The 17,781-nt window shown below is 58.3% G+C and carries 15 protein-coding genes and 1 pseudogene; 9 read left to right on the forward strand and 7 right to left on the reverse strand.

All coding sequences use genetic code 11. The features are described 5' to 3' along the window. The first annotated feature begins 23 nt into the window (after positions 1–23). From VNV36_RS14020 to VNV36_RS14030, 3 genes are all read left to right on the forward strand, one after another. The gene (locus tag VNV36_RS14020) at positions 24–1,913 is read left to right on the forward strand and encodes a DUF1302 domain-containing protein (protein WP_325718296.1); all 1,890 of its coding nucleotides are present in this window, start codon (positions 24–26) and stop codon (positions 1,911–1,913) included. 27 nt (positions 1,914–1,940) lie between these two features. Next, on the forward strand, positions 1,941–3,305 hold the full coding sequence (locus VNV36_RS14025) for a DUF1329 domain-containing protein (protein WP_325718297.1): 1,365 nt from the start codon (positions 1,941–1,943) through the stop codon (positions 3,303–3,305). A 285-nt stretch (positions 3,306–3,590) separates the two neighbouring features. Beyond that, on the forward strand, positions 3,591–6,326 hold the full coding sequence (locus tag VNV36_RS14030) for a winged helix-turn-helix domain-containing protein (RefSeq protein WP_325718298.1): 2,736 nt from the start codon (positions 3,591–3,593) through the stop codon (positions 6,324–6,326). Between the two features lie 51 nt (positions 6,327–6,377). Here VNV36_RS14030 and VNV36_RS14035 read toward each other — a convergent pair whose 3' ends face one another. From VNV36_RS14035 to VNV36_RS14045, 3 genes are read right to left on the reverse strand one after another with little or no spacing between them, the layout of a single operon-like run. Further along, positions 6,378–7,187 (reverse strand): PP2C family serine/threonine-protein phosphatase, encoded by an 810-nt coding sequence (locus VNV36_RS14035; protein ID WP_325718299.1) that lies wholly within the window; start codon positions 7,185–7,187, stop codon positions 6,378–6,380. A 3-nt stretch (positions 7,188–7,190) separates the two neighbouring features. Further along, complete coding sequence (locus VNV36_RS14040; RefSeq protein ID WP_325718300.1) at positions 7,191–7,865, reverse strand: vWA domain-containing protein; 675 nt, start codon at positions 7,863–7,865, stop codon at positions 7,191–7,193. A gap of 25 nt (positions 7,866–7,890) precedes the next feature. Then, on the reverse strand, positions 7,891–9,825 hold the full coding sequence (locus VNV36_RS14045) for a protein kinase domain-containing protein (protein ID WP_325718301.1): 1,935 nt from the start codon (positions 9,823–9,825) through the stop codon (positions 7,891–7,893). 105 nt (positions 9,826–9,930) lie between these two features. Here VNV36_RS14045 and VNV36_RS14050 point away from each other — a divergent pair, with 105 nt between their 5' ends. The 5 genes and pseudogenes from VNV36_RS14050 to VNV36_RS14070 all read left to right on the forward strand — a co-directional run bounded on the left by VNV36_RS14050 (position 9,931) and on the right by VNV36_RS14070 (position 13,560). Beyond that, the gene (locus VNV36_RS14050) at positions 9,931–10,575 is read left to right on the forward strand and encodes an MBL fold metallo-hydrolase (RefSeq protein WP_325718302.1); all 645 of its coding nucleotides are present in this window, start codon (positions 9,931–9,933) and stop codon (positions 10,573–10,575) included. Between the two features lie 117 nt (positions 10,576–10,692). Further along, positions 10,693–11,427, forward strand: coding sequence for a YiaD family glycine zipper/OmpA-like lipoprotein (locus VNV36_RS14055; protein WP_186530452.1), 735 nt, complete (start codon positions 10,693–10,695; stop codon positions 11,425–11,427). A gap of 286 nt (positions 11,428–11,713) precedes the next feature. Next, positions 11,714–12,675, forward strand: a pseudogene (locus VNV36_RS14060) (IS110 family transposase). Positions 12,676–12,769: 94 nt separating this feature from the next. Then, the gene (locus VNV36_RS14065; protein ID WP_016986200.1) at positions 12,770–13,111 is read left to right on the forward strand and encodes a zinc ribbon domain-containing protein YjdM; all 342 of its coding nucleotides are present in this window, start codon (positions 12,770–12,772) and stop codon (positions 13,109–13,111) included. A 191-nt stretch (positions 13,112–13,302) separates the two neighbouring features. Beyond that, positions 13,303–13,560, forward strand: a complete 258-nt coding sequence (locus VNV36_RS14070) for a PA4570 family protein (protein ID WP_016773118.1) — start codon at positions 13,303–13,305, stop codon at positions 13,558–13,560. A gap of 130 nt (positions 13,561–13,690) precedes the next feature. Here VNV36_RS14070 and bamJ read toward each other — a convergent pair whose 3' ends face one another. From bamJ to VNV36_RS14085, 3 genes are all read right to left on the reverse strand, one after another. Beyond that, complete coding sequence (gene bamJ / locus VNV36_RS14075) at positions 13,691–14,308, reverse strand: BamJ family beta-barrel-assembly machinery protein (RefSeq protein WP_016773117.1); 618 nt, start codon at positions 14,306–14,308, stop codon at positions 13,691–13,693. A 125-nt stretch (positions 14,309–14,433) separates the two neighbouring features. Continuing rightward, on the reverse strand, positions 14,434–14,739 hold the full coding sequence (locus tag VNV36_RS14080) for a DUF6482 family protein (protein ID WP_325718303.1): 306 nt from the start codon (positions 14,737–14,739) through the stop codon (positions 14,434–14,436). 133 nt (positions 14,740–14,872) lie between these two features. Further along, complete coding sequence (locus VNV36_RS14085; protein ID WP_016773116.1) at positions 14,873–15,361, reverse strand: TIGR00645 family protein; 489 nt, start codon at positions 15,359–15,361, stop codon at positions 14,873–14,875. Between the two features lie 160 nt (positions 15,362–15,521). Here VNV36_RS14085 and VNV36_RS14090 point away from each other — a divergent pair, with 160 nt between their 5' ends. Beyond that, positions 15,522–17,351: a hypothetical protein gene (locus VNV36_RS14090; RefSeq protein WP_325718304.1), complete on the forward strand. Its 1,830-nt coding sequence runs from the start codon at positions 15,522–15,524 to the stop codon at positions 17,349–17,351. On the opposite strand, the gene VNV36_RS14095 is transcribed toward VNV36_RS14090, so the two are convergent. Next, entirely contained in the window at positions 17,348–17,668 is a 321-nt protein-coding gene (locus tag VNV36_RS14095; protein WP_325718305.1) for a PA4575 family protein, read from the reverse strand. The genes VNV36_RS14090 and VNV36_RS14095 overlap by 4 nt on opposite strands. Positions 17,669–17,781 lie beyond the last annotated feature (113 nt).

The raw sequence follows: 17,781 nt of genomic DNA on the forward strand, positions 1-17,781 counted from the left end.
ATAAAGCACATGGAGTAGCGTCGATGACCTCAGTAAACCAGTTCTGGCGCCGGGCGAAACTGCCTCTGGCGGTCAGTCTTGCCTCCTCGCTCGCCGGGCCTGCATTCGGCGTCAGTTTCAACGTCGGTGAAATCGAAGGCCAGTTCGACTCGTCCCTGTCGATCGGTGCCAGTTGGTCTACTCAGAGCCCGAACAAGAACCTCATCGGCGTCAACAACGGCGGCCATGGCCTGTCGCAGACCTCCGATGACGGTCACGCCAACTTCAAGAGCGGCGAAACCTTTTCGAAAATCTTCAAGGGCATCCATGACCTTGAACTGAAATACGGCGACACCGGCGTGTTCGTCCGTGGTAAATACTGGTACGACTTCGAACTGAAGGACGAGAGCCGTCAGTTCAAGGACATCAGCGACAGCAACCGCAAAGAGGGCGCCAAGTCCTCCGGCGGGCAGATCCTCGATGCGTTCGTCTACCACAACTACGCGATTGCCGATCAGCCGGGTTCCGTGCGTCTGGGCAAGCAGGTGGTGAGCTGGGGTGAAAGTACCTTCATCGGCGGCGGCATCAACTCGATCAACCCGATCGACGTGTCGGCGTTCCGTCGTCCGGGCGCCGAAATCAAGGAAGGCCTGATTCCGGTCAACATGTTCTACGTGTCCCAGAGCCTCACCGATAACCTCTCGGCCGAAGCGTTCTACCAACTGGAATGGGACCAGACTGTCGTCGACAACTGCGGCACGTTCTTCTCTCAGCCGGACATCGTGGCTGATGGTTGCGACAGCAATTTGCGCGTCCTGAACAAGCGTTCGCAAATCCCGGCCATCGCTTTGGGGCCGTTGGCGGCCAACGGTGTCAACGTCAACGACGAAGGCGTGCTGGTGCGCCGTGGTCCGGACCGTGACGCGCGCGACAGCGGTCAGTGGGGCGCATCCCTCAAGTACATGTTCGAGCCACTCGATACCGAGTTCGGCGCCTACTTCATGAACTACCACAGCCGTGCGCCGATCTTCAGCGCCACCGGTGCACCGCAATCGGTGTACAACACCGCCGCTGCGCTGCCGGGACCGTTCGCCGCGCTCGCACCGCTGCTGGTCGCGGGCAATTCGAATTACTTCATCGAATACCCGGAAGACATTCGTCTCTACGGCCTGAGCTTCTCCACCACCCTGCCTACCGGTACGGCGTGGAGCGGTGAGATCAGCTACCGTCCGAACGCGCCGGTGCAACTGAATTCGACCGACATCCTGTTTGCCGGCGTGCGACCACTGGGCGGCGCGCTGACCAACGCTTCGCTGCTCACCGGCGTGCCGGGTCAGGATCTGCACGGTTACGAGCGCAAGGAAATCACCCAGCTGCAAACGACCTTCACGCACTTCTTCGATCAGGTCATGGGCGCCAGCCGCATGACGCTCGTCGGTGAAGTGGGGGCGACCTATGTCGGCGGGCTGGAAAGCCGTTCCGACAAGCGTTATGGCCGCGATCCGGTATATGGCCCGGGTGAGCTGCCGGCCACAGGTGGTATCAACACCTGCGCCAACATCCTCAACGCCAGCACCATCAACGGCGCCGGACCGGGTTCGCCGCAGAACAACCGCAGCCGCAATTGCGACAACGATGGTTTCACCACCTCGATGTCGTGGGGCTATCGCGGTCGCGCCATCTGGGAATACAACGACGTGTTCGCCGGTGTGAACCTCAAGCCGAACGTGGCCTGGTCCCACGACGTCAGCGGTTACTCGCCAGGCCCTGGCGGCAACTTCGAGGAAGGTCGCAAAGCGGTCAGCCTGGGCGTTGATGCCGAATACCAGAACACCTACACCGCGAGCCTGGCCTACACCAACTTCTTCGACGGCAAGTACACCACCGTGGATGATCGCGACTTCGTGGCGCTCAGCTTCGGCGTGAACTTCTAAGCACAGCATTTGAGGACGAACGAATTTATGAAAATAACAAAGAGTCTGTTCCACGCCGGTGTTCTGGGCCTGTCGCTGCTGGCGACCAGCGTCATGGCGGCGGTGCCTGCTGCCGAAGCGGATAAACTGGGCAAGAGCCTGACGCCGATGGGCGCGGAAATGGCCGGTAATGCCGACGGTTCGATCCCGGCCTGGAAACCGCTGCCGAAGAATGCCGGCAGCGTTGACAGCAAAGGCTTCCTGTCCAACCCGTATGCCAGTGAGCAGCCGCTATTCACCATCACCGCCAAGGATGCCGACAAGTACAAGGACAAGCTTGCCCCGGGCCAGTACGCGATGTTCAAGCGCTACCCGGAAACCTTCAAGATGCCGGTTTATCCATCCCATCGCGGCGCCACCGTGCCGGATGAGGTGTTCGCGGCCATCAAGAAAAACGCCACCAGCACCAATCTGGTGTCCGGCGGCAACGGCCTGGAAAACTTCGATACCGCCGTGCCGTTCCCGATCCCGAAATCCGGTGTGGAAGTGATCTGGAACCACATCACCCGCTATCGCGGCGGCAGCGTGACCCGTCTGGTGACCCAAGCCACGCCGCAACCGAACGGCTCGTACAGCCTGGTGTATTTCCAGGATCAGTTCGTGTTCCGCGACAAGATGAAGGACTACGATCCGGCGAACCCGGGCAACATCCTGTTCTACTTCAAGCAGAAAGTGACCGCGCCGGCGCGTCTGGCCGGTGGCGTGCTGCTGGTGCACGAGACCCTCGACCAGGTGAAGGAGCCACGTTCGGCGTGGGTCTACAACGCCGGTCAGCGTCGAGTGCGCCGTGCACCGCAAGTGTCGTATGACGGCCCGGGTACCGCCGCCGACGGCCTGCGTACTTCCGACAACCTCGACATGTACAACGGCGCGCCGGATCGTTACGACTGGAAGCTCGAAGGCAAGAAAGAGATGTACATCGCCTCCGACAGCTACAAGCTCGACGATCCGAAGCTGAAGTATTCGGACATCATCAAGGCCGGCCACATCAACCAGGATCTGGCGCGTTATGAATTGCGTCGCGTCTGGCACGTGACGGCGACCCTGAAGGAAGGTCAGCGTCACATCTATGCCAAGCGTGATTTCTACATCGACGAAGACACCTGGCAGGCTGCCGTGATCGATCACTATGACGGTCGTGGTCAGCTGTGGCGCGTGGCTGAGGCGCATGCCGAGAACTACTATGACAAGCAAGTGCCTTGGTACGCCCTGGAAACCCTCTACGACCTGCAGTCCGGCCGTTATCTGGCACTGGGCATGAAGAACGAAGAGAAGCAGGCGTATGACTTCGGCTTCACTGCCACCACCAGCGACTTCACCCCGGCCGCGCTGCGTCAGGACGGTGTTCGCTAACGGCTGTAACCCGAGGCCGCATCCTCGTGAAAACGCCCCGACCGGTTCGGGGCGTTTTTTTGGCTTTCAGAATCGCTTTTCGTAGGAGCTGCCGAAGGCTGCGATCTTTTGATCTTGAAACAACATCAAAAGATCGCAGCCTTCGGCAGCTCCTACAGGGGAAGGGCGCAGGCGGTTATAGGCTTTTTGTAGCCATTTGTAGCAACGACCTTCATTACCTCTTCGTTTAAGGCTAGGCTGCGGACATCTGCAACGCCGCCAATCGCCTTCGAACAAGAGCCGGCCATGACTGATCTGTCCCCACTTCCGGGTCCCGCAAGCATTACTGTCGCAGCACTGGACGGGCGCTTTTTCCGCCCGCCGCTGCCTGATGGTCATGTTCTGCGGCCGCGCCTTTGCCAGCGTCTGCAGGCCGGGCTCGGTGGTCGGTTGCTGCTGGTCAGCGCCCCGGCCGGGTTCGGCAAGAGTTCGCTGGCGGTGGAGTTCTGTCAGAGCCTGCCGGCACACTGGCAAAGTCTGTGGCTGGGTTTGAGCCCGCGTGACAGCGATCCCGGGCGTTTTCTTGAACGCCTGCTTGAGGGGTTGCAGGACGACTTCCCGGCCTTGGGCGCCGGCGCCCTCGGCTTGTTGAAAATGCGTCAGCGTCATCAGCCGTTCGCGTTCGAAGAGTGGCTCGACGGCCTGCTCGATGAGCTGGCGCTGCATCTCGATCCTGCTGCGCCGTTGCTGCTGGTACTCGACGACTACCACCTCGCCCAAGGGCCGGTGCTGGATCGTTGCCTGCAATTTTTCCTCAATCATCTGCCAGATGGCTTGCTGGTGATGGTCACCAGCCGTCAGCGCCCGGACTGGCATCTGGCGCGTCTGCGCCTGTCGCGGCAGTTGCTCGAGCTGCACGAACAGGATTTGCGCCTGACCCACGACGAAGCCCTGACCCTGCTCGACCGTCACAGCAGTTCATTGCGCGGTGAAGCGCTGGAAAACCTGATCCAGCGCAGCGAGGGCTGGGTCGCCGGCCTGCGTTTCTGGCTGCTGGCAGTGGCCGAGGCGGGCAACGATGCCGCATTGCCGCAAGCGCTGAACGGCGGGGAAGGGCTGATCCGCGATTATCTGCTTGAAGAAGTCATCGATTGCCTGCCTACCGAAGTGCAATCCTTTCTCTACGAAACTGCCCCGCAGGAACGCTTTTGCAGCGAGCTGTGTGACGCTGTCCGCGAGGCCCATGACAGCGCCGAGATCCTGCGCTTTCTGCTCGCCCATCAGGTGTTTCTGGTGCCGCTGGACGAGCACGGCCACTGGTATCGCTATCACCATTTGTTCTCGGATCTGTTGCGCAGCCGGCCGATCGCCCAGGCGATGGTGCCCAACGCCACCCTGCATTTGCGCGCCTGTCGCTGGTTCAATGCGCAGGGTTTGCTCGACGAAGCGGTGGAGCAGGCCTTGCGCGCCGGGCATCTCGATGTAGCGGCGAACCTGGTGCAGAACCTGTCCGAGGAACAACTGCTCGCCGAGCAGAACGTCGGCATGCTGCTGCGCTGGAAAATGGACTTGCCCGACAGCCTGCTGATCAGCACGCCTCGGCTGATTGTTCTCTATAGCTGGGCGCTGGGACTGGCCTGTCAGCTCGATGCGGCCGAAGAGCTGGCCAGTCATCTGAGCCGCTTTCTGCCGGCACCTTCGGCCACGGCGCAGAAATCGATGCTGGCGCAATGGCTGGCACTGAGCGGGATCATCGCTCGCGGGCGCGGCCACCGCGAACTGACCCTGCGTTATTGCAGCGAAGCGCTGGAGAGCCTGCCGGCCAAGCGTTACGGCCAGCGGCTGATGTGCCTGTCGACCTTGTCCAATCTGGCGATCGCCGATGGTGATCTGTGGCGCGCCCGTGGGCTGAACCGTGAATCTCTCGAATTGGCGCAGCGGGTCGGCAATCCATTATTCGAAGCGTTGGCGCATTACGACAGGGCGCGGGTTCTGCAATCGCGAGGCGAGATTCTGCGTGCGCTGGATGAGGTGCATCAGGGGCTGGAACGCTTGCGTGGCCTGTCGCCGCAACGACTGTACGCCGTACGAGCGCGGCTGACGTTGTACGAAGGTTTTCTGCTGGCGATGCGTTTGCAGCCTCAGGCCGCACGCGTACGTCTGCTCGCCGGGATTGGTGAAGCACGCGCCTGTCGCGACATCAGCGTGCTGATCGGTCACTGCGTGGTCGCTCGCCTGGACGGTGCCAGCGGCCAATTCGCCAAGGCCTTCGCCGAACTCGCCGAAGCCGAACGCCTGATGCACATCTGGGACGTTCCACCGATCTACTATCTGGCGATGATCACTCTGGTCAAATGTGAACTGTGGTTGGCCCAGGGCCGCATCGATCTTGCCGAGGCGTGGCTCGCACGATTGGGCCAGACGTACACCGGCGAAAATGCTGCGGCACCACCGGAATTCCATCCGCAGCTGCCGCTGCATGTGGAACTGCAACAGGCGCTCCTCGATTTGATTCAGGGGCAGCCGATGCTCGCCGAGGGGCGGTTGAACGTGTTGCATGAGAATGGTCAGCGGACAGGGCGACAGTTGCTCAGTGTGATGGCGTTGACGCAGAAGGTGGCGCTTCTGCTGTCGACTGGACGAGAGCCCGAAGCGCGCAAAACCTTGAATCTGGCGCTTGAAGCCGCTGCCGGCGGCGCCTATCAACCTTTCGATGCACTGCTCAAAAGCCATTCCGACTGGTTGCGAGGGCAGTTGCAGACCATCACTTGCAACGTCGTCAGCCAGCAATTGCTCACGCACTTTCCAACAGCAGCGCCGCGCGCGACCGTGGAAAGCTCAGCTACCGAACAACTCAGCAGTCGTGAATTGGCGGTACTGCGGCTGATCGCGCAGGGCTGCTCCAATCAGGAAATCAGCGAGCAGTTGTTCATATCCCTGCATACCGTGAAAACCCATGCCAGCCATATCAACAGCAAGTTGGGGGTTGAGCGTCGTACACAAGCGGTAGCCAGGGCTAAAGCGATGGGTGTGTTGCAGTAATTTCGGGTAACGCCTCTGGAGCAAGGTTCACCCTGAACCAGAGGTTGAGGCCTAGATGGCTGCCACAGGATCGATGCCGCTTATGAAATGCTCCCGCTTCAGAATCGATATCAGACCCAAGGCACAGTCGTCGGACGTTTTGCGGGCGATGGATGTCTGCAGGTTTTCGTTCAACACAGCCTTGAATTTTTTTCCGGGCAGTGTTGCGTTCCAATCCAGCAATGTCCGGACTGCCTGTGCAGGCGCTGCGCTGGATTTCTGATAAAGGCTTTCTGCGGTGCCGTCGGACATGATCGCAAAACCCATTGGCGTTTCGACCTTTGCGCGATACAGCCTGAGTTTCGGTATCGCTTTTGGATCGGTCAGAAACCAGGTGGTATTGGCGAACTCACCATTTTCCGGGACGGAAAGCGTTTGCAGTCGACCGTCCGCGTCAACGCTGGCAATCACCCCGTCACCCAAATGACCTGCGATGTAACGACCTTGTGAATAGGCGACAAACAGCAGCGTGCACGCCAGGTCATCATTCTTGCACCCCAGTTTGGCGGATTTGCGTCTGAATGCATCGAGGCAGCGGTGAACCAGACGCTGAGCCGCCTTCGTGTTGTGCTTATCCATGTTCAGCCAGAGACTTTCGAAATTCTTGCACAGGTAAGCGAGTGTGGCAGTGACCGCGACTTGGGCACCGACCTCCGACCGGGCTCTTGAGCCTGCGCCGTCGGCCAGCGCAACGCAGGTCACGCCATTGGACGTCCTTGCAGCGACGTAGTCCTGGCAAGGCGTCGACGTTTTTGCGTGCGAGCGCCCTGTCACCGATGCGAACGCCGTCTTGCAAGTAAAATCTGCCGAGAGGTCTGCCATGAGTCAGACCTGGCCCCAGGCTTCGATACCTTTGAGGTCCAATGACACCGCATCACCCGGCGTGGACTGAGATGCGCGTGAAACGCTGTTGCTCAGCCAGGCAAAGAACTCGTTGAAGCGCAGCCCTCTAAGGCGCAATGGGGGGCGTGAGGGCGAAAAGCGAGCCAGCGACTGCACATTGGCAGCTTCACCGATTGCGATCGGGAATACCGTCAATTTGCGCTCACTGATCATGCTGGCGACACGTGTGGCTGCTTCGCCAATATCATCAGTCGGTTCACCGTCGGTCATGAGGACCATCCATGGCTGGAAATAATCGACTCCCGCCTGCTGATAATCTTCCTTGCGCGCTTCCAGCAGGTCGAGCGCGATGCTGACCGCATGGCCCATCGGTGTCATCCCAGAGGCCACAAGTGGTGGCACGTCCTGACGGCTGATAGAACCGAAGTCCATGACTTTTTGCGCTGTTCCACCGAACGTCACAATGCAGATTTCAGCAGCGTACTGCGCTATCTCATCATCACGGATTGCCTGAAAGAATTGTTGAACGCCTGAATGCAGTTCGGCGATGGGCTCGCCTTCCATTGATCCGCTGACATCCAGAACGAGGCAAACGGGCACGCGAGTAGTGGGGTTTTCAGCGAGCTCTTCCTGACTGAGTAGATAGTTGTCTGGCATGGAAAATGTCCTTATGAGATGAGCGTTATAGAAAACGCTTCAAGAGTCGTTTGAACCAGCGCACCAGAGGGCTTTGCTGTTTACCCAAGTGAGCTGGAGTGGGATGGCGAGGTTGCGGCCGTACGCGGGCCGGTTGCTGCTGCGGTGTTATCGGAGCGGGACGGGCAGCAGCGGGGGCGGGCGCAGGCTTGGGTGAAGGGGCTGGCCGAGGCGAGGGTGTCGGAGTTTTCGGTGTTGGAGGCGAAGTCGGTCGAGGCATGGCAGGCGCCGGAGGCGGCGCTCCACGCTGACCTGCTTGTTCGATTTTCTTTTGGCTTTCGATAGCCAGTTTTTTGAGTTTCGCGGCTTTTTGGCAGTCGGAGCAAATCGTCGGTTTGCCCACAGACTTCATTTTTTCAAACCATTTCCTGGAAACCCTGTGGCTTTTTTTGCAGCTGCCGCAGATGTCGTCGATGGGATCAGTGATATGAAATTCGGCAGGGAACAAGTCATCGCTATGTTTGCCTCTGCGCAGATCTGCGCCGTACTGCGTCAACAGCTTGAGCCAGTCACTGATAGGGCGTCGCTGATTATCTTCGAAAGTGTTGCTGAATGCCTGCTTGAGCGGATACGGCAAATGGCTCCAGATGTGCTGCCATACTCCCACCGGCGTAACGCTTGCTTTGCCGATACCACTACCTTTTTTGAACCGGTAGGGGAAATTCATGTTTTTGATGTTGTCGGCAGCCGTTCCCCCTCCCTGTTGGGAATAGGGTGGCTTACCGGGCAAGAGAATCATGAACAGCATAGTGGCGATGGCAAACAACTCGTGATTCTTGGTCCTCAGGTAGTCGCCATATTTTTCGTCCTGGATTTCCGGTGCAGTGAATGGCACCGTACCCACCTCACAGGGAAAATGACCAATCTGGAAGCTGTCTGTATCGACCATCCAGACCTTGTTGCTGTCAGCCGTCACGAGCAGGTTCATCGGGTTGATATCGCCAACAATGATGTTCAGCGAATGCAGATACTGCACCTGTTTCAGAAACGCGATCGCAATATTCACCAGGTCACGGCGCGTCCACTTCGTAAAGTTCTGCAGCAAAACCTGTTTGACGAACACCGAGCTTTGCAGGGTTTTCCCCTCTGCCCGGGGCATGACATAGCCGACGAACTCTTGTTGCGCATTGAACACCAGCTCGGTCGGCCAACAAATGCCGGGTTCATCAATTTTGCGCGTCACCATCAGGCGGACTTTTTCGAGCCGCCGGATAGTCAGCTTGTGCGAGTGATAGATCTTGCAGACTTCGGATGTGCCCGCCACAGCATGGATTGTTCCTTCACCACCGGAACTGATGGGCTTGCCCAATGCCAATTGGCGCTGACTTGAAGTCTTGACTATCGAGCCCTCAGTGACAGGGGCACCTTTGTTCCGGATCAGCCGGTCAGCAATGCTCAGTGGTTTATCGGGGAGGTCGAACGGCTTGGTTGATCGTACTGGCGCGACTGGCACTGCGGGTGCTACCGGGGCGGCCGGCGCGGGGCCCGTCCAGCGTTGCGCTCTGGCTGCAAGCGCTTTGCAGTGGGCAAGTTGTGACTCATCGCATGTCAGTAACAGCAAGTCATAATGTCGGCACAGATTGACGACCTCACCCGGCTCTTGCTCCGGCGCGGATGGCGTGCGCTTGAGCGCGAATATCGATTGCCCGTTGAAAGCATATTCGGCCAGCAGATCGTCAGGGTGCAGCGCCATACCTTTGGGGAGGGTACGGTGCGTTCTGGACTCGCCACTGAAATAACGAAAAAACTGTCGGGCGTTCTGGTGAACTTGCTCGGTCCCTTGAGTCAACGATTGAAGTTTGACAAGGTCGCAATGGGCTATAAAAGGTAAACCGCTTTTCGCGCGAATACGGTTAAAAATATCCGGATCGCGGAAAAGGACACTTTTATCGACGAGCACGTGTTCCATCGAAGGGGGCATTGGCATCCTGCCGTCTTGATTCAAAAATAGGCGCAGCGCGAGGATAACCTATCAAATTTGCGGATCTCAACCGCAGTACAACGCATTGCAATCAGGATCTGAACCATGCACGCCTCGAACACCTCGCTTATCCGCGAAACCTTCCCCGTCGGCCCGCTGCAGTGCAACTGCACGATCATCGGCGATCCGATCAGCAAAAAAGCCATCGTCGTCGATCCGGGCGGCAACCCTGACCTGATCATGGCGCGCCTCGGTGCCCATGGGCTGAAAGTCGTCAGCATCATCCACACCCATGCCCATCTTGATCACTTTCTCGCCTCCGGGCAGATGAAAGAAAAAACCGGGGCAACCCTGCATTTGCACAAGGAAGACCAGTTCCTCTGGGACAACCTCGAAATGCAATGCCAGATGTTCGGCGTGCCATACACACCCGTGCCATCGCCGGACCGCTGGTTGAGTGACGATGAAGAACTGGCCTGCGGCTGCGGCGTGGCACTGCACACACCGGGTCACACGCCCGGTTCCATGAGCTTCTGGTTTTCCGAGGCTAAGCTGTTGATAGCGGGCGACACGTTGTTTCGTCGCGGCGTAGGGCGCACGGATTTGTGGGGTGGCGACCAGGCGAGCATCGTGCGTTCGATCAGGCAGCGGCTATATACGCTGGACGAGGATGCGACCGTGGTGACCGGGCATGGCCCGGATACACGATTGGGCGATGAAATGCGCGAGAACCCTTTCGTACGGGCCTAAATATTTTGTCACGAGTGCCCGGCGGAATTTTTGTGCATTGTCATGATCCAACGCCCGCGCAGGTCCATTAACTCAGTGGCTGCTGCACCACAGAATGCGAAAAACCAGGAGCTCTCCATGTTCACCACGCGTCGTTTGATTATTGTCGCTACTGCCGTGGCCTTGCTGTCCGGCTGCGCCTCGCCTAACCCGTATGACAATCAGGGCCAGGCCGACGGTGGCTCGCAAGGCATGAGCAAAACCGCCAAATACGGTGGCCTCGGTGCGCTGGCCGGTGCACTCGCCGGTGCCGCCATCGGCCATGACAACCGTGGCAAAGGCGCTTTGATCGGTGCGGCGGTCGTCGGTGCATCCGCGGCCGGCTACGGCTACTATGCCGACCAGCAGGAAAAGAAGCTGCGCGCGAGCATGGCCAACACCGGTGTTGAAGTGCAGCGTCAGGGCGATCAGATCAAGCTGATCATGCCGGGCAACATCACCTTCGCCACCGATTCGGCGAATATTGCCTCAAGCTTTTACCAACCGTTGAACAACCTGGCCAACTCGCTGAAAGAGTTCAACCAGAACCAGATCGAAATCGTCGGCTACACCGACAGTACCGGTAGCCGCCAGCACAACATGGACCTGTCCCAGCGTCGTGCGCAGAGCGTGGCCACCTACCTGACCTCGCAAGGTGTCAGCGGCGCCAATCTGTCGGCCCGTGGCGCCGGACCGGACAATCCGATTGCCAGCAACGGTGATGTCAATGGCCGCGCGCAGAACCGCCGCGTCGAAGTCAACCTGAAGGCGATTCCGGGTCAGCAATATGGTGGTCAGCAGCAACAGCCGGGCACGGTTCAGCAGTATCCGTAAGCAAGTGCCTGAGTGAAGAAATGCCCGGTCCTGTGATCGGGCATTTTTGTGTGCCCTGTACGGACCATTTCGCGAGCAGGCTCGCTTGTATGTTTAGACTTGAAGGGGTGGGCGGGACTACAGACTCGATTCTGACTCTGACCAGTACAGACCGTGGGAGACTTCTCCTCCCGCCCCTTCTACCCAAAGCGCCGATAAGGAATTCATCGGTAAACCGACGATAGAGACAAGCCAGCGCAACGGTAGACCCCAACAAGCTCTTAAACCCTAGCTCCGAGGATTCGTCATGACAATCCTTACTTCGCAGACGGTTGTTGGTATCGATATCGCCAAGGCCGAAGTCGTTGTCTATCGTGCTGACCTGGAAACAATTGAGTCGGTCAAAAACGATCGAGCCTCCCTCAAACGTTGGCTCAAAACTTTGCCCGCGCAAAGCGCTATCGCGGTCGAAGCCACCAACATCTACCATCTAGAAACGGTTGATCTGGCTTATGCAATGGGGCATCAGGTCTATGTCGTGGATGCTTATCGAGTTAGCCACTATCGTCGCGGGGTCGGTCAACGAGCCAAAAATGACCCTTGCGATGCACGCGTGCTCGCTCGCTACCTGACCAATGAGCAGAGCAAACTTCGGCTTTGGAATCCGCCTCCCAAGGCCTACACCGTGCTTAAAAGCCTGCTGCACCGACGCGCGACTCTAATCCAGAACCATACGGGTCTGATGTTGAGCTGGGCCGATGAGCCCTTGCTGAAAAAAGAGCGTGCCGTGCAGCAGAAGGCATTCGAGAAATCGGATCAGGTCATTCAGAAACTTCTGCGCAAGGTCAGCAAAGAAGCGGGCATTGAAGACAATATTGACCGCTGCAAAGCGATCGAAGGCGTCGGAGAGCTGACTGCAACCGGGTTGGCAACGACCTACATGCGCGGTGACTTTGCCAATAGCGATGCCTTCATCGCTTTTTTGGGCATGGATCTGTCGGTGGACGATTCTGGAAAAAAAAATGGTCCGAGATTCCTGACCAAAAAAGGAGACCCAGAGATCCGCAGGTTGACCTACAACGCCGCTATGGCGGCGTGCCGCTCAACCAAGTGGAAACCATTTTACGAGTCACATCTAGCCAGAGGCTTCTCGAAAACACAGGCGTTGGTAGCTCTTGCTCGCAAGCTCTGTCGAGTGGCGTTCGCCCTGATGAAGAACCAGAGCGAATATCGCTTAACCTGAAATTGCGGGGTTGCTACGCAACATAGAATCTCCCACAGTTGTTTCTGCGCTATGCCCTTCGCAGCCTAAAACCCTATACAATGTGCGCCCTTTTGCCCTCCTGATACCCAAGGAACCTTAGTGAGCACGTTGCCACCCTGCCCGAAATGCAATTCCGAATACACCTACGAAGACGGCACCCAACTGGTGTGCCCTGAGTGCGCCCACGAGTGGTCTGCCAGCGGCGAAGCCGAAGTGGCGTCCGATGATGCCGTGAAGAAAGATTCGGTCGGCAACGTCCTGCAGGACGGCGACACCATCACCGTGATCAAGGACCTGAAAGTCAAAGGCACCTCGCTGGTCGTCAAGGTTGGCACCAAGGTCAAGAACATCCGCCTGTGCGATGGCGATCACGACATCGACTGCAAGATCGACGGCATCGGCCCGATGAAGCTCAAATCCGAATTCGTCAGAAAAGTCTGAGCTTTGTGTCATCCATCCTGCGCCAGCCGTGGGATGGAGCGTTGCCCTCCCACGTTTCAGCTCCAATGAGTCCTCAGGTTGCGCCTTCGCAAGCGGCTCGCTCCCACAGAAAAAATCACCATCCGCCAATAGGCACTTGCTATTTGATGAATAAGAATTATTCTCATTGAAACCTTTCAAGGAGATAAGACATGACTTATTTGATCGACGCCTGGCTGGATCGCCCACACCCTTACCTCAGAATCCTCCATCGGGAAACCGGCGAAGTCTGTGCGGTGCTTGAAGAAGAAGCCTTGCATGAGCTGCAGGATCAAGGCGATCTGGACGTCAGCAGCCTCAACTCCAGCGAGCCGCTGGTGCTCAAGGAGCTGGTGCGCAATCTGTTCCTGTTCTGCTACGCCCGGGCGTTGCGCCCGACCAATGAACTGCACAACAAGATCGAAATATGAAACGCGGTCAAAACTGTAGGAGTGAGCCTGCTCGCGATAGCGGTGTGTCAGATAGCCAATCAACAACTGACACACCGCGTTCGCGAGCAGGCTCACTCCTACATTGGCCTGCCATCAAGCAGGCTCGGAATTACAGAACGTCCAGCAGCTCGACGTCGAATACCAGAACACTGTGCGGCGGGATGCTGCCGACGCCTTGTGCGCCGTAAGCCAGTTCGCTCGGCACGTACAGACGCCATTTGCTGCCGGCATTCATCAGTTGCAGGGCTTCGGTCCAGCCTGCAATTACACCGCCGACCGGGAATTCTGCCGGCTGACCGCGCTCGTAGGAGCTGTCGAACACAGTGCCGTCGATCAGTGTGCCGTGGTAGTGCGTACGCACCTGGTCTTCACGGGTCGGCTTGGCGCCGTCGCCCTGAGTCAGCACTTCGAACTGCAGGCCGGAAGCCAGCGTGGTGATTCCGTCACGCTTGGCATTTTCGGCGAGGAAGGCCAGGCCTTCGCCAGCCGCGGCTTCAGCCTTGGCAGCCGCTTCGGCCTGCATGATTTCGCGGATCACCTTGAAGCTGGCGGACATTTCTTCCTGACCCACACGGCTTGGCTTGCCGGCGAAAGCGTCGGTCAAACCGGCCAGGATCGCGTCCAGGCTGACACCCGGTGGCGGGTTGTCGCGCAGCTGGTCGCCGAGTTGACGGCCGATACCGTAGCTGACGCGGGTTTCGTCGGTGGACAGATTGACTTCGGACATGACACTGCTCCGCTCTGGGGGCTTTTCGCAAAGGTAATAATTGTTACGGTACCTTCCGAAATGCCCTACGTAAAAAGGGCGAGCAGACTAGCACAGATGCCCGGAATTGATCAGGCCCACACGACCTACAGCGCAGAGCGCCAGGCGAGCTGCACTTTCAGGCTGTCGCCGGCACTGCTACCCAGGCCGCACATCTCATCATGAACCGAGGTGTGCACCAGGTTGAACGGCAGCACCGGAAAGTTATGCAGCAAGTCCCGCGCATGCTCCACCGAACGCACTGTCAGCATCTTGCCCTTGAGGTCACTCAACGGATACGCCGCCCCATGCATCCGTGCTTCGAGCAGATAGATTCCGCCCTCCATGGAGATCAGATTCAACTCATCGACTTTTTTGGCGATGGCAAAGGCATTCAACTCTTGCAGGTTCATGAACGCACCTCATGCTGTGGCGAGTCAGGACCTCTACAGGGATATGCCCGCAAGAGCCAAAGCACAAGCCACAAACGGCACCGCCCGTCTGTTTCGCAACAGACGGGCGGTTTTTTTTGCCTTGAACGGTCGATCAGTGTTTGGTGACCTTGTCCAGGTAACCCATGGCAAACGCGGAGACCACGAAGGTCATGTGAATGATCACGTACCACATCAAGTGCTCGGGATCGACATTCTTGGCGTCCATGAAAATGCGCAGCAAGTGGATCGAGGAGATCGCCACAATCGACGCCGCGACTTTCATTTTCAGCGATGACGAGTCCATCGTGCCAAGCCAGCTGAGCTTCTCTTTGCCTTCGTCGATGTCCAATTGCGAGACGAAGTTCTCGTAACCGGAAATCATCACCATCACCAGCAGACCGCCCACCAGCGCCATGTCGATCAGCGACAGCAACACCAGAATCAGGTCAGATTCGGCCATCGCGAAGACGTTGGGCAGGATATGGATGATTTCCTGGAAGAACTTCAATGCCAGTGCCAGCAGACCCAGGGACAGGCCGATGTAGATCGGCGCCAGCAGCCAGCGGGTGGCGTACATTGCATTTTCAATAAAGCGTTCCATTGAATCTCACACAAGGGGCTGGAAATGGCGGCGAGTATAACAGCCCGCTGTGACAGCCAGAAACCGTCGGAAAATCCGCCACCTGCGTGTGTGTGACAAAGTTTTTCTGCTAGTGTCCAAAGCATTGACAGCCCAGTGACAGTGGAAAGGACACGTGGAAATGGATGTGCGATCAGCCTTGACGACTGCCGGAATCTGCCTTGCCTTGCTCATGGGTGGCTGCTCGCCCGGCGATGAAAAGCACGTCGCCAACCTCGACGAAAAGACTGCCACCTTCGAACTGTCACTGGACGCGATCAGCGACCCGAAACTCAAGGACGCCGTCACCGAGCTCGGCGGTTCGCTGCTGTTGCTCGAACGGGCCCGACTCAAGCTCGACGACATCGCACCGCATACCGAATACGGCGCCGACGCCCTCGCCGTGCTCAAGCACTACCCTGACCCGCAGGCGCTGGTCGATACCTTCATCAACGGCCTGTTCGTGCTGCACAAGGATGCCAGCTCCGATTACCTCACCGACCTGCAACCGGTGTTTCCCTTCAACCTGAACATTCCCGGCGGCTTCCTGTTCCCACATGGCATCGAATGGCGTTCGGTGACGCTGAGCAACAAACGCGTGATCGCCTGGCAGCCGGAGTGGTCGGAAACCGATCCGGGCATTCAGCTCAGCCCTTCCAGTTCCAACGTGACCAACCCAGATGACCTGACGGTGACCTACCCGTTCATCGACGGCCTCAACGTGGACAAGAAAAGTCTGCCGCAACCGGTCAGCCTGCAAGGCCAGATCGAAGTCATCGCACCACGTCGCCTGTACAGCTTCGACCTCACCCGCAAAGACGTCGGCCAGACGCGCAGCAATGACAATCTCAGCGTCAAACTGCTCAAGCTGGAAAAGAACTACGCCGAGGTCGAAGTCAGCAACAGCCTGCCATTGGCTGCAGAAGTCGCCGAGACCCGCATCAATCCGCTGATCGTCCAGGCCCGCGACGCCAGCGGCCAATACCTGGTGCGCGCCGGCTCGATCAACGAAAGCCCCGAGCAGGTCGCGTTTTATCAAAAACAACTGGCGCAGCTGCAAAAGCAGCAGAGCTGGAGCGATACGCTGGAAAAACAGCTCAGCGATGACCAGCAAGCTTTTGAAAAAGACCATCCGCGTCGCTACAACAAGGTGTATTTCCACGGCCCGATCGACACACTGGAAGTCAGCGTGCTCGACTTCTCCTCGGCCACGGTCACACGCAAACAGCTGGATCTGCCGGTACGCACGTTCAATCCGCACACCACGGCAACAGCCGTTCAGCCGCTGGATCTGCCGGTTGTGGTTTATGACGATCTGGCCGCGAGCTGGCTCAAAGGTGCGGATCTGACCGAAGCACAACTGAAGGCCGGCGTGCGCATCCATCAATCGGTGGAAGAGCCGAGCGCGGCGCGCATCGAGTTTTCCCACCGCCGCACTTTCAATGACGAATTGCTTGGCGATGAGCTCAATCCCGGCGTCAGCCCGGTGACCTTTTTCACTGAAAAGCGCGGCGGCAAACTCGACGAGCCAATCGAACTGCCGCCCGAGGCGTACCAGGTCGATCCGCTGCAAGCGACGATTACTTATGATCTGAACCTGTTTCCGGAAACACCGGCGATTGCCGTGGGCTCGATGCCGTTGTTTCTGGCGACGGTGGCCAAGCAATCCTACGACGCGCAGTCATTGCCCAAAGGCCTGGCGATCAGAGACAACACGCTGGTGGTCGACCTGAAAACGTTCCCGCCCAACGAGTGGCGTTTCTTCGTCAAGGACGACAGCGGCCACTATCTCAAGCCGATTCTATCGGTCAGCCACGATGCGAGCGCAGAAGGCCCGGCGCTGCTTGGCGTGCATTATTTTTATGGTCACCCGACCCGCGTGGAAGCCTATCAGCGCACCGACCTTACCACCGTGCAGTACGGCTTCGAGGTCAAGCTCGACAGGGCGCCGATGGACGAGACGGCGCCTTAACCGTTGAGGCTGCGCCCACGGCCGCCGTTGATCTGCCGTAACTGAGCTTGCAGGTGCAGGCTCCAGATCTGCGGATCGTCGGCCAGCTCGTAGCCATGCAAAGTCAGACTTTCCACAATCGTATCGAGAATCGACTCGGCCGCTACCGGTCCGTGAAACGGGCCCTGGGCTTTGATCGCGGAAGGTTGTTCGCCGGCCATGCCGGCAGCAAAGAGCAATGTCCACATGCCGGTGTCGCCGGCCAGCGGTTTGACCGCGCATTCGATCCGGGTCACCAGACCCAGGCATTGACGGGTGAGACAGAGGTTGCGCGACATGGCGGCGACCCTCGGTAAAGCCGGTATTCAGTCCCACGGGGGGACTGGCTCGATCCAGTGATACTGTCGATATCCTTGACCTGAGAATAGAAGAAAAGTGTCCCGCGCAAGCC

Source organism: Pseudomonas sp., from assembly GCF_035554175.1.
Lineage (GTDB): Bacteria > Pseudomonadota > Gammaproteobacteria > Pseudomonadales > Pseudomonadaceae > Aquipseudomonas.

Bases quoted from the DNA above. Each gene is read 5' to 3' on its own strand.
- bamJ (WP_016773117.1), bottom strand. From the start codon at position 14,308: ATGTCCGAAGTCAATCTGTCCACCGACGAAACCCGCGTCAGCTACGGT.
- VNV36_RS14020 (WP_325718296.1), top strand. From the start codon at position 24: ATGACCTCAGTAAACCAGTTCTGGCGCCGGGCGAAACTGCCTCTGGCG.
- VNV36_RS14080 (WP_325718303.1), bottom strand. From the start codon at position 14,739: ATGAACCTGCAAGAGTTGAATGCCTTTGCCATCGCCAAAAAAGTCGAT.
- VNV36_RS14095 (WP_325718305.1), bottom strand. From the start codon at position 17,668: ATGTCGCGCAACCTCTGTCTCACCCGTCAATGCCTGGGTCTGGTGACC.
- VNV36_RS14085 (WP_016773116.1), bottom strand. From the start codon at position 15,361: ATGGAACGCTTTATTGAAAATGCAATGTACGCCACCCGCTGGCTGCTG.
- VNV36_RS14040 (WP_325718300.1), bottom strand. From the start codon at position 7,865: ATGCCAGACAACTATCTACTCAGTCAGGAAGAGCTCGCTGAAAACCCC.
- VNV36_RS14035 (WP_325718299.1), bottom strand. From the start codon at position 7,187: ATGGCAGACCTCTCGGCAGATTTTACTTGCAAGACGGCGTTCGCATCG.
- VNV36_RS14090 (WP_325718304.1), top strand. From the start codon at position 15,522: ATGGATGTGCGATCAGCCTTGACGACTGCCGGAATCTGCCTTGCCTTG.
- VNV36_RS14045 (WP_325718301.1), bottom strand. From the start codon at position 9,825: ATGCCCCCTTCGATGGAACACGTGCTCGTCGATAAAAGTGTCCTTTTC.
- VNV36_RS14025 (WP_325718297.1), top strand. From the start codon at position 1,941: ATGAAAATAACAAAGAGTCTGTTCCACGCCGGTGTTCTGGGCCTGTCG.
- VNV36_RS14070 (WP_016773118.1), top strand. From the start codon at position 13,303: ATGACTTATTTGATCGACGCCTGGCTGGATCGCCCACACCCTTACCTC.
- VNV36_RS14050 (WP_325718302.1), top strand. From the start codon at position 9,931: ATGCACGCCTCGAACACCTCGCTTATCCGCGAAACCTTCCCCGTCGGC.
- VNV36_RS14030 (WP_325718298.1), top strand. From the start codon at position 3,591: ATGACTGATCTGTCCCCACTTCCGGGTCCCGCAAGCATTACTGTCGCA.
- VNV36_RS14055 (WP_186530452.1), top strand. From the start codon at position 10,693: ATGTTCACCACGCGTCGTTTGATTATTGTCGCTACTGCCGTGGCCTTG.